Below are 12,732 nucleotides of genomic sequence, written 5' to 3' on the forward strand. Positions count from 1 at the left end.
CTAAAATCAAGCTCTTCAGAGCAAACCTCAGAGGGGTTGCAGACAAGAAGTTCTTCTTATTCCGTATTGCAAAACTATATGCATATCCCCACTAAATTTCTACTGAGCCCAAATTTTTTCGGCCAAACGTTGGTTCGCTGAGGGGAAACGCCTAACTTTGTGGAAAAATCAAACACCCTAACAGAATGGAAGAATATAAAGCAAATCAAGAATTATCCCAGGCTATCCAAGAGAATCGGAAACTGCTCCGTGAAACACTCGGCAAATTCTTTCTCGACTTAGCCAAAATCGCTTTCTCGACCATGGTCGTGGGAAGTATAGTTTCGATCATTACAGGCCAGAACCCAAGCGCAAGTTGGTGTTTGGCTATCGTTGGTTTTGGTACTACTTGTGTATTAATTTTTATAGGTTATAAAATGATAAAACTAAAAGGAAAGGTAAAGATATGGCACCGTTAATTGGAATATACGTAATGACAGGTCTCGCGTGCATCATCCTGCTGATTTGGTTCCGGACGAAATCAGGGAAAAAATGGCTGGATGACTTATAGTGTACACCCCAAGGAAGTATTGCATGAAGGAAGAAGTCCAACTTCTAAGCCCATGCAGCATTGCATGAAGGAAGAAGTCCAACTTCTAAGCCCATGCAGCATTGCATGAAGGAAGAAGTCCGACTTCTAAGTCCATGCAGCATTGCATGAAGAAAGAAGTCCGACTTCTAAGTCCATGCAGCATTGCATGAAGGAAGAAGTCCAACTTCTAAGCCCATGCAGCATTGCATGAAGAAAGAAGTCCGACTTCTAGGCCCATGCAGCATTGCATGAAAGAAGAAGTCCGACTTCTAGGCCCATGCAGCATTGCAAAAAATAAGCAAGGTTTTCAGTTCATTTGTCTATTTATTGGAGAAAAATGCCTATCTTTGAGCCATTACCAAAAATTAGGAAATATGGATTTTATAGAAGCTATCGCATTAGACAAATTGGACAATGGCGCACATTATGCGTACCATGCCAACACGCTGGCGCAGGCGAAAGCCAATGCGACCATTAGTGAACATTGCGCGAAGGTACTTACGCCCTACGATGCGGCCTTTTTGGTTGAGGATGAGGCGTTGAAGGTTTCGCAAAAGAGTTTCTTGACGGACGCCATCGCGCAAAACGACAACTTGCGCGATACGTTGTATATGAGTTACAAAAAGATGGTGGCACAGATGCTGGGCATCGCGATTCCGGAGATGGCCGAGGCTGCTAAAATCTTGAACCAACACATCAAAGATTACCGTATTGATACGCGGGCGCAACTGGATAAGGAAACCGGTTTGCTGAAGAATTTCGTGGCTGATTTGGAGGACAAATATGCGGAACAGGTGGAGGCGCTGAGCCTAACCTCCGTCGTGGCGCAACTGAAAACGGCCAACGATAAGGTGAACGAACTCATCCAGCAGCGGGCAGACGAATATGCAGCGCGGACGGTGGGCGCCATGAAGCAGGCGAGGCTGAAGGTGGATGAAGCGTACCGCAATCTGATGCTGGTGATTAACGCCTACATGCTCATGGAAGACGACAACGAGGATTACATCGCGTTTGCCAAACACCAGAATGAGGAAATCAAACGCATCAAGCAACAGGTGTTAGGCCAGAAACCCAATACAAAACCAGACGAGGGCGGCGACGAACCGGAACCCGAACCCGTCACTCCCGAAATCACCGCCGTCTACCAGAAGGAAGGCGGTGACCCGGAGAATCCGAACCGCATCGAGCGAGGCAAGCAAACCGGCGTGGAATATCAAGGCTTTACGCTGAAGGGACAAGACGGCACGCTGGAGCATGTCATCGGGCTCGTCAACGATCAGGATTACATCGAATGGATCAAAGCCGCGACCATCAGCAACGTCACAGAGACCAGTTGCGAATTTACCATGGTTCCGGATTTGACGGAAGGACAATACAAAGTCCGCATCGAAACGTATGATGGAGGTAGTCCGCTGGTGGTGGAATATCCGGAGCCCATCACGTTGTGGTAATTTTCAATTGACAATGGAGAATTGACAATTGACAATTAATATGCTTGTAGGGGCGGACCTGTGTGTCCGCCCTTTTTTTGCCCCATTGTTTCCCTTAAATAACCTGTTGGAACGCAGAAGGGGATGTATCAAAATAGAGAAATATTATCAGGAAGTAACTGAAAAGCTCCCCTGTGCTTAGGGGAGCTCCCCGTAGGGGTGAGGGGTTGTTACTTATTACTAGAGATTTAACCCCTCAGTCTCGCTCTGCGAGCCAGCCCCCCTAAGAGCAGGGGAGCTTTTCAGATAGTATTTTGATACACCCTCCTACGAACGGGGAATTGTCAATTGTCCATTGTCAATTGTCAATTCTCCATTGTTTTTTGGGTTCGCCTGATGCGGCACAGGCGCCTGGACCGCTTCTTTCCATGCCTCGAGGAGCGAGGAGAGTTCGCGGAGCCGATCGGGTTGCGAGGCCGACAGGTCGTCTTGCTCGGAGATATCCCGGCGGATGTTGTAAAGCTCGAAGGTGCCGTCCTCATAATTTTCAATCAGTTTCCAATCACCTTTCCGAACGACAGAGACCGGACACGTACGAAAATAAGGACTTTTCGTCTCGCGGGTTTCTTCAGGCGTACCCTCCAAATACGCGGGGAAATGCCAGAAGAGCGGACGGTCGACGTAGGCAGCCGTATCGCCCCGAAGCAACGGAAGGAGACTTACCCCATCGAGGCATAAACCCGTCCGCGGAATGCCGGCTATCTCCAAGAGCGTCGGGAAGAGATCCAATTGCTGCAAGGGAAGATGCTTGATTTCTTGCCGTTCGAACCGCCCTTTCTGGTAGATAATGAGCGGAACGCGGATGCCTCCCTCGTAGAACGAACCTTTGCCTGCACGGAGCGGCCACTGGCGGGAGACGCGGTAGAGGCCACCATTATCCGACGTAAAGATAATCAACGTGCGCTCGGCTAATCCCAAGCGTTCGATTTCATCCAGCAGACGCCCCACGTTCCGGTCCATATTCTCCACCATGGCTGCATAAACCGGATTGTCATGCGCTTCCGTCGATGCCTTCTTCCGATATTTCTCGACTAACTCCGCAGGCGCTTCCAACGGCGTATGGACGGCATACGTAGCAAAATAGAGGAAGAAAGGTCTGTCTGCATCCCTTTCTTTCAAATACCGGATAGCCTCTTGCGTCAGGCGGTCGGTTAAATATTCCCCCGTGGGTCCATCCGGCAAGTTGGGATTGGCATACGGCGAAAAATAGGTAGACGGATTCCCGGCATGGTTTCCACCGATATTGATATCCATTCCGCACGCGAGCGGGTCGGCCGTCACATGCCATTTACCCACATGGCACGTCTCATACCCCGCCTCTTGCAAAAGACGCGGAAGCATTTGAATACCCTCCTCCAACGAAGTACGGTTCGGGATAGCCACCCAACGCCGTTTCGAAGCATCGCCCCGGTTCGGCTCGCCCACCGTATACATGCCGTGCCGCGGCGTATACATGCCCGTCAGGAGGCAAGCCCGGCTCGGCGCGCTGTTGGCCGCCCCAGCATACGCTTCCTCCATCCACACACCTTGCGCACGAAGGCGGTCGATATGCGGCGTCTCATAATAAGAACTTCCATTCGAAGACATATCCGCCCATCCGTAATCATCGATATTGATCAGAAGGATATTCGGACGTTCCTGTGCATATAAACAAAAGCCGGTACTGGCCCAAAGTACCGGCATGAGTTTTGAAAATATCATAGGTTAAATCCTTTTTCCATTTCCTGTTCGAGTATCTGCTTTAATTCAGCTACCTTTTCCGGATATTGTTCGGCTACGTTGTTCTTTTCACCGATATCCTGCTTCAGGTCGTAGAGTTGCTCCTGCTTGTCGTTACCCAATTCCGTATTGGTTAATTGGTTGTAAGCTGCGCCATTGCTGGGACGGATATATTTCCAACTACCATCCGAGATGGAAAGCGAACCAGCCGCCTCGATGATATACCGGCGTCCTTTCGTATCTTGTCCTAACAACGTCGCCAAGCATTCTTGACTATCCGCGCCCGCGTCTGGTCCCATATCTTGGTTGGCCAATTTCTCCATCGAAGAGAACATATCGATATGCGAGAAGAGCGCGTTCGAAACGCCCGGTTGTACCTTTCCTTTCCACGAGACGATGAAAGGAACGCGCGTCCCGGCCTCGAAGTTGCTATATTTCCCACCCCGGAAATCGCCCCACGGACGATGGTCTCCCAAGAGCTCTACCGCACGGTCGGCATACCCATCGTCTACTACCGGACCATTATCGCTGGTCAATACAATCAACGTGTTTTCACGGATGCCCGCTTTATCCAAAGCCTTGAGGATTTCGCCTACCGTCCAATCGAATTGAAGGATGGCATCGCCTCGATAGCCCATACCACTCTTGTCGCGGAAACGTTCGTTCGGATAGCGGGGTACATGGATATCGTTCGTCCCCACATAGAGGAAGAAGGGCGCATCCTTATGGGCATCAATGAAACCCACGGCATGAGCCGCGATAGAATCCGCAATGTGTTCATCTTCCCAGAGCGCTTTTCCGCCTCCTTTCATATAACCGATACGCGAAATCCCGTTTACAATCGCTTGGTCATGGCCGTGGTTGGGCGATGGTTTCAACTTCGTCAGCATCTCCGGATGATCTTTTCCCAACGGTTCGCCAGGGAAAGGCTTCTCATAACTCACTTCAATCGGAGCCGAAGGGTCATAATTGGCTACCCGTTGGTTCTCCATCCATACGCAAGGGACACGGTCGCCCGTAGCCGCCATGAGGTAGGAATAATCAAAACCCAAGTCGCGCGGACCGGGCGTCACTTCGCCATTCCAATCCTGCGTCCCTGTTTTATCGCCCAGACCCAAATGCCACTTGCCGATAGCACCGGTCGCATAGCCAGCCGCTTTGAAGACATCCGCAATGGTAGTTTGCTCCGGACGAATCACCATACCCGCGTTCCCTGCGGCAATACCAGTATCATTCCGACGCCAGCTGTACAAGCCCGTGAAGAGCGAATAGCGCGAAGGTGTACTCGTAGAAGCGACCGCATGGGCATCCGTAAAGCGTAACCCGTGAGCCGCCAAACTATCTACATTCGGTGTCTGGACCCGATGCGCCCCATAGCAACTCATATCACCATATCCCAAGTCATCGGCCACGATGAAAATCACGTTCGGCTGTTGAGCCTTTTCATTTGCTCCCTGTTTGGGTTGAGGGTTGCATGCACTGAAGACAAGCGTCCCAAGCCCCAATCCATATATCCATTTATCTTTCATATTTTGATGAATTTTATTGTATGCTCAGCCTCCTTCCAGAAAACGGTCCGCTCAACGTACAAAGGAAGGTGCGTTCTCTGTAATAGAAAGCACCTTCATCTACTTTCCCTGGAAATTGTCCTCAAATATACATTAAAATATTCTTATCTCAAATTCGGGTTGATATTCTTTTCTGCTAACGGAATCGGCCATACCTCCTGTCCAGGTTGGAACGCACGAGTAGCCACATACCAACGGTCATACGGATCACGCTGCCCATCCTTCATTTGCATTAAACTTTGGTCGGACACATAGAAAGGAGAACCGTAGATGTCTTCGTTCAGTTTTTCTTCGGCAATACCCCAACGGAACAGATCCCAAAGACGCCATCCTTCAAACGCCAACTCAATCATACGTTCCTTTTGAATAAGCGGGAAGAGCTTGTCCGGATTGGTTTCCGTATAAGGCGGCATATTGACACGGGCACGAACCGCATTGATAGTTTGATCCAAGAGCTGTTGCGTAATGGATTCTCCTCCGCGTACTTTTGCTTCGAGATACATTAACAAAATATCAGCATATCGTACCAAAGGCACATTTACACCGTAGGCATTAATATCACCGCTCCAAGACTCATCCAGGAATTTACGTAGGAGGTAGCCGGTTTGCGTCGTTTGTCCCGGTCCAATTTTGTCAGCTACGGTAGCTTCCGGGTCACAATCATAAACAGTACCACGGAAAGTCGCACCATCGTAATAGAACGTATAATCCAAGCGAGGATCACGATTCGCACCGAAGTTTGTTTTGTCAAAGCGCGGGTCTTCATAGCTGAAAGGAGTTCCATCTAAGAAATCATAAGCTTCGAAAAGATGATTGGAAATATTAACCAAACACCAGCCTCCATCCTTAATTGGATAAGCGTGTTGAGGCAATCCATGTCCTGCCAAATCATCCACATACTGAGTAGCAAATATATGTTCGCTACTTGTTTCTCCCGACGGATAGAAAAGAGTTTGATAATTCGGGTCGAGTGCATTGTCTCCATAGCTAATAATTTGCTCGCATGCATTAGCCGCACTTTTAAAGTCCTCCATGACTAAATAAGTACGTGCCAAATAACCTAAGGCTGCCTGTGCCGTAGCACGTCCCAGTTCCGTACCAGGCAAATCTTTATGACGCGGAAGGATTTGGGCAACAGCTTTTAACTCATCAGCAGCATATTGCAATACTTCTGCACGCGAGGATTTGCTTACCGTATTGGATTCTTCCAAGGACAATGTACGCGTTACCAAAGGCACATCATGATAATAAGAAGCTAAATAAAAATACTGGACGGCACGAATAAAACGAGCTTCAGCTTCCATACGTTCCATCTCGGCAGTCTTGTTTTCGATAGCACTTAAACCGTCAATAAAACGACAACATGCACTGATACGCCGATAGGGTTTCTGATACAAATTCTGTACCCAGAGATTGGTTTCCGTAATCGTTCCAGCGGTCAGTTTGCCAATGTCGTTGGTAAAGCCTCGACGGTCGTAACCTATATCCGATGCTCCATCCAATAAAATGGTAGCACTATAAGCCCACCAGTCTGATACATTATAATCAACGCCCATGGTAATTCCTCCACGATACAATCCTACGAGGGCCAACTCCAAATTTGCCTCATCATTATAAAATGTTTCTTCACTAAAACTGGTCAATGGATGACGATCCATACTGCAACTTCCCAACATACAAAGGGAGATTGCCCCTATACCTACTATATTAATAAACTTGTTCATGTCTCTTTAGAATTTAAGATTTACACCGAAAGTAAAATTACGTAACACAGGATAGAACGAACCTCCTGCATATTGATTGTCTGCATCTAATACGATTTCCGGATCCCAACCCGAAGGCATACTATGGAACGTGTATGGATTCTCGCTTGCCACATAAACGCGCAAATTCGATATACCGCATTTTTGCGTGATGCTTTTAGGTAAAGTATATCCAAGTTGGATATTCTTTATACGGAGGTAATTGGCATTACGCACCCAAAAATCGGAAGTCTGCGTATTATGGCCTCCTGAATTTCCTAAGTTTTCTAACCTCGGATAGGCAGGATAACGCTCTGGATTCTCTTCATTGAAAGCTCCTTCCATCTGCCACTTCTGCAAATTACCTTCCGCAAAGAACGCATATCCTGCATATTCACTCAACATACCTTTTGCCCCGGCAATTCCTTGTAAGAATAGGCTTAAATCAAATCCTTTATAGGCAGCATTGAATGAGAATCCAAAGGTATATTTCGGAATACGTGAACCAAGATACACACGGTCGTATGTAGCATCCACTTTGCCATCAGGCACGCCGTCTGGACCTGAGATATCTACATAGCGGATATCGCCCGGCTTCGTGTTGGCTTGATCCTTGCCAAAAGTGGATTGGTCAGTATGTGCGAACCAACTATCAATATCGGCTTGGTCTACAAATACACCATCCGTCACGTAACCATAAAACATTTGCATTGGATAACCCACGAATAAATTCGAACCATTTCCTACCATGCCATTGGGTTGATTAACATTTCCGATGCCCAAAGATTTTACTTCATTATTGATAATACTGAAGTTTGCGTTAATGCTATAACTGAAGTCGCCTACAGTATGCGAATGCCCTAATTCAAATTCCCAACCGTCGTTCAACGCTTCGCCCGTATTTACTTCACTCATGGTCAAACCAAAAATGGCAGAAGCACTGGCATTAGGTTTGAAAAGGATGTCGTACGTATAACGATTAAAGTAAGTGATGTTCGCACTCAACAATCCGTTCCATAAAATAGACTCGAAACCTACATCGAACGTACGAGTTGTTTCCCATTTCAAGTTCGGATCAGTGTAAGTCGTCAAAGACGCACCTTGCTGTATGGTACTTCCAAGCGGATAGTTATAATCGTTGCCTAAGACATAAACCGATTGGTATGCATAATTACCAATATTATTATTCCCCAATTTACCAATAGATGCTTTCAACTTTAAGTTGTTGATGAACGAAAAATTTTCATTCTCCTTGATAAAGCGTTCTTCGGAAATACGCCAGCCCAAAGCTGCAGACGGGAAAAATGCATACCGAGAATCTTGCGGAAAGCGGGACGAACCATCATAACGCATCGTCACTTCAGCCAAATAACGTTCTGCATAATTGTATTGCGCACGGCCAAAGACGGATTGAATAACCCAATCTTCTCCTCCACCTGAGTTGGTTTGCACGTCGGGTGAACCGACCGTTAAATAAGGATAGTTATTATTGGGAAAGTTTTGCCGACCTGCGCTTAAATCCCTTGCAGTTTCATCTTCCCATGAATAACCGACCAACAAATCAATATTATGCTTTTCGTTAAATGATTTGACATAGTTGACCGTCCCTTGGAACGATTTATATTCTGTATTGGTATTTTTCTCTGTAAGTTTGGATGGTCCTAATGTATTGATAAGACCATCAATATTGACTGGTAACGTAGCTTTGTAATCTTTCTGCTGTTCGTTGGTGAAATTATATGCACCGATAGCCGTAATTTTCAAACCTTCGATAGGTGTATAATCCAAACTGATCGAAGAATTCAAACGCATCACCGGCTTGCGGGTAAATGATTCAGAAGCCAACCACGCTTTTGGAGTACCGAAATTCTTTACTCCTGGTCCCCAGCTACCATCGCTCAATACGGAAGGGCGGAATCCAGGAAAACGCAATCCTTGTTTTATTAAAAGTAACAAACCATCTCCATCTATTGCACCAGCGGTGCCGGGTTCTTTTGTTGTAGCATGGTCTCCGCGTAATCGAACGGTCATCTTCAAATTTTTAGCCAAATTAGAAGTTAAATTTACGCGCGCGGTATAACGTGAATAATTGTTATGCGGGACAATACCATTTTGGCTCAAATAGCCAAATGAAGCGAAATATTGGCTACGATCATTTCCTCCTGTGACAGAAAGGTCATGCCCTGTTTGAATACCATTCCCTGAAAAAATATCATCCACAAATTTTTCGTTTGCCCAATGATCAGGGTCACTTCCATCCATCATTGCTTGTATATCTGCATCGGTAAAGCGGGTGAGTCCTTCGGCTTTGTTCATAAGACGAGCATAATCCCAACTGTCTGCATATTCTGGTAATTCAGTAGCCCGATTGAAACCCACATAACCATTATAGGATACGGTTACTTTCGATTCTTTTCCCATCTTAGTCGTCACTAATACGACACCGTTTGCAGCACGCGCTCCATAGATGGCGGCTGTAGAGGCATCTTTCAATACTGAAATGGACTCGATATCGTTCGGATTGATATCTGTCATATTGCCTGGAATTCCATCAATAAGCACAAGCGCATCGGGGGTGGCACCAAATGAACCGACACCTCGTACACGGATGGTTCCTGTGTTTTCGCCCGGACGGCCTCCCGGTTGCGTAATAGTAACGCCCGGCATTTGTCCGGTAAGTGCAGATACGACTGAAGAGGTTGCGCGGTTTTCTAACTTCTCAGCATCTATCTGAGCAATAGAGCCAATCACGTTTACTTTCTTTTGCGTACCAAATCCGACAACAACTACTTCTTCCAAATTACGGCTATCTTCTGTCAACGTAATCGCCAATGTTGATTGATTGTTTACTGGGATAATTTGCGTTTCATACCCAATATAAGAAACCTCCAAGGTGGCACCAGCGGGTACCTCCAGCGAGAAGCGACCATCCATATCCGTAATCGTTCCGTTCGTCGTCCCTTTTACCATGATATTTGCTCCAATGACTGGAATACCGGAGGCATCTACTACTGTACCGGTAATTTTCTTCTCATCCTGAGCTACCTCTGCTGTACTATTATTCCTCCCCTGTGTTGCCAGTTTCAGTACAATCTTATTGTCACTTACCTCGTAAATCACGTCTGTCCCGGTAAACATCGTGTCGAGTACCTTGAATATGTCCGCATCATCTACCGAGATAGACACACGTCTGTCCAAATCGACATGGCGATGATTGTAAAAGAAGGAGAAACCGCTCTCTGCTTCAATCTGTTCTAATACCTCTTGTACTGTTTCATTTTTCGCATCCAACGTGATGCGGGCCTCTTGCGCGTAAGTTCCTGACGCATGCGCCAATCCTGCCGAACTTAGCATAAATAGGCAAGACAGTTTAACGGTTAGCAACCGTTTAATTCCTGTTTTTCGCATAATCTTGTCGTGTTTTTAGTGGTTATCACTGATTTAATAAATTTCAATCTTGCTCTTCTTGTCTGCCTTGTCTCCCGTTGAGACATAACGCCACCGGATGCCGCTGGATATCTGGAATATCTCCAGGATGCGGTCGAGCCGTTGGTTCGTGAACGAGCCTGTAAAAGCATCCTTCGCATAGCGTGGGTTCGTCACCACGAAATCCACATAATAGCGTTTCTCCAGCATGTGTAATGCTTCCTCGAAAGGTGTGTTGCGGAAGACGATGCGCCCGTCTTTCCAGGCAGTTTCCGCCTCGCCTGTCGTCGTGAATTTATCCATCCATCCGCTTCCCGTATGGTAAACCAACTTCTCGTTGGGTTGCATCCGCGTGTGTCCTGCGTCTGAAACGAAATCCACACATCCACTGAGGAGCGTCGTCACCACCAGCGAATCGTCCGGGAAGGCTTCGAGGTTGAATCGCGTGCCGTGCACCTCTATCTTCGCACCTTGCGTCGTTTCTACCACAAAACGTTTCCGTTCGTCTTTCGTCACATCGAAGAACGCTTCGCCACACAGCCATACTTTCCGGTCCTCGCAGAAACGAATTGGATAACGGAGCGATGATTCAGAGTTGAGCGAGACATTCGTCCCATCTGGCAAGACAATATGGGTGGTCATACCTGGGTTCGTCCGCACCTCCATCATTTCTACCGTCTCTTCCGGAGCCATCAAAGCATAGAGGAAAGCGGCCAACAATGGAATGAAAAGCACTGCTGCGATGCGTTCTGCCGCCTGGACAAACCGCCTGATGCGCGTCAGGAAAATACGCGTCTGTACCCGTTTTAGCGCACGTTCCGTATCGACCTGTTCCATGGAGGCCAAAGCATCAGCTGCGAAACAGAGCTCCTGAATTTGGCGAGCTATGCGGGCGTGTTCGTCCGATTCGCGTACCCATTGGGCGACGCGCGTCCGTTCTTCTTCGGTTGCTTCCCCACTGAAATAGCGCGGGAGCAATGCTTCCATATCCCTGTTTTCCGTCATATTTTCCCGTTTTTATAGATAAGACAAGTGGCGGAAGGTATATTCCTAAACGGGAATGGGATTTTTTTCAAATTTTTTCTCCTCCCACCACCTCTTTCCGTCCGCCGGTGTGGTTTATCGACAGTTTAAACGTATAGACTGTCCCCCGGATTTGGCCGATGAACTCGTTGACGGTCTCGGTGGGCTGAACGATGGCGCGGGCGTTCACCACCCGCACAATGTCGCGGTAGAGCTGGTTCGCTGCCCGCAGCGCGTCCCATGTCTTGATGCCTTGCTTTTGCCGCAACTCGCCCATTTCCGTTACTTTGACAAGTACCAATTCAGAGATGCGTTGGTTTGCTTCGCGGAGCACTTCCCGTTCCTCCGTCAATCCTAATGTAGCCAGAGCCGCAGCGTTTTCTGCTTCGTCCAACCGGGAAAGCATCACGCGCACCTCCGCCGTCAGCTGGTTATCTTTGTGTTTACCGATGCCGTAGCAGTCCAGCAACACCTGGTTCAACCGGACGGCTGCCTGCCGCCGCGCGGGCACACCCGATTTCAGGAAAATCCGCACGGCCTGGTTGATGACACCGATGGCATTGGCCCGCGCGCGCCGTGCTTTCTTCCAGTGCTGCGTGACCACCCATTCGCGCTGCCGAGGCACGATGGCCGCCAATTGGTCTGTCGCCTTCCGGTAGTCCGGCGCCCACGCTTCGATGCCGAGCGCCTCCGGAGTCGCCTGGCTGATATACGTGTTTACCATCTCGTGGAACTGTGCGCAAGCTCCCACGCTCAGCTGCGTGATGCCAAAAGGTTCAATTTGTTTCGGGATGTCCATCGTTGTCTTCCTCCTCGTTATTTTTGTCCAAAGATAAGGCTTTTTCCGGTTCCTTCTACCTTTTGAGGCATCTAATTTGGACTTTTTCAATTTGTTTCATGCCCGAAATGTATTAAAAAAGAGATTTCTTATTTTGATTCTTCCCTAAAATAGCTTACTAAACTACTTTTATATTGCATTTCATACCTGAAATTTATCATTGAATATCATTTGCATTTTATTTCATGCATGAAATACTATAAAAATAGAATTTCTTATACCATTTCACCGGTGAAACAAAATAGAAAACCTATTTTTTAATACATTTCAGGCATGAAACAAGTTAAAAAAACAATTTCGGAGAAAGCAGAAAGCTTCTTCGGAAAGCACGCTAAGGCTTGGGAGGCGCCCCGCG

The 12,732-nt window shown here is 47.5% G+C and carries 8 protein-coding genes; 2 read left to right on the forward strand and 6 right to left on the reverse strand.

Annotated features, from left to right (window positions below; translation table 11 throughout):
- Window positions 1-185 precede the first annotated feature (185 nt).
- Window positions 186-458, forward strand: coding sequence for a hypothetical protein (locus tag B5F77_RS12675; protein ID WP_204244976.1), 273 nt, complete (start codon window positions 186-188; stop codon window positions 456-458).
- A gap of 487 nt (window positions 459-945) precedes the next feature.
- Window positions 946-2,022: a DUF6261 family protein gene (locus B5F77_RS12680; RefSeq protein ID WP_087331310.1), complete on the forward strand. Its 1,077-nt coding sequence runs from the start codon at window positions 946-948 to the stop codon at window positions 2,020-2,022.
- Between the two features lie 306 nt (window positions 2,023-2,328).
- On the opposite strand, the gene B5F77_RS12685 is transcribed toward B5F77_RS12680, so the two are convergent.
- From B5F77_RS12685 to B5F77_RS12710, 6 genes are all read right to left on the reverse strand, one after another.
- Entirely contained in the window at window positions 2,329-3,762 is a 1,434-nt protein-coding gene (locus tag B5F77_RS12685; protein WP_087331312.1) for a sulfatase, read from the reverse strand.
- Entirely contained in the window at window positions 3,759-5,309 is a 1,551-nt protein-coding gene (locus B5F77_RS12690; RefSeq protein WP_087331315.1) for an arylsulfatase, read from the reverse strand. Before B5F77_RS12690 ends, B5F77_RS12685 begins: the two co-directional genes overlap by 4 nt.
- Before the next feature lie 143 nt (window positions 5,310-5,452).
- Window positions 5,453-7,072, reverse strand: coding sequence for a RagB/SusD family nutrient uptake outer membrane protein (locus tag B5F77_RS12695; RefSeq protein ID WP_087331317.1), 1,620 nt, complete (start codon window positions 7,070-7,072; stop codon window positions 5,453-5,455).
- Window positions 7,073-7,078: 6 nt separating this feature from the next.
- A complete protein-coding gene (locus B5F77_RS12700) occupies window positions 7,079-10,498 on the reverse strand; it encodes a TonB-dependent receptor (protein WP_087331319.1) in 3,420 nt (1,139 codons plus the stop codon).
- Between the two features lie 33 nt (window positions 10,499-10,531).
- On the reverse strand, window positions 10,532-11,521 hold the full coding sequence (locus B5F77_RS12705) for a FecR domain-containing protein (RefSeq protein ID WP_087331320.1): 990 nt from the start codon (window positions 11,519-11,521) through the stop codon (window positions 10,532-10,534).
- A 67-nt stretch (window positions 11,522-11,588) separates the two neighbouring features.
- The gene (locus tag B5F77_RS12710) at window positions 11,589-12,338 is read right to left on the reverse strand and encodes a DUF6261 family protein (protein WP_087331322.1); all 750 of its coding nucleotides are present in this window, start codon (window positions 12,336-12,338) and stop codon (window positions 11,589-11,591) included.
- Between the last annotated feature and the right edge of the window lie 394 nt (window positions 12,339-12,732).

The sequence above is a fragment of the Parabacteroides sp. An277 genome (genome assembly GCF_002159645.1).
Classification (GTDB): Bacteria; Bacteroidota; Bacteroidia; order Bacteroidales; family Tannerellaceae; genus Parabacteroides.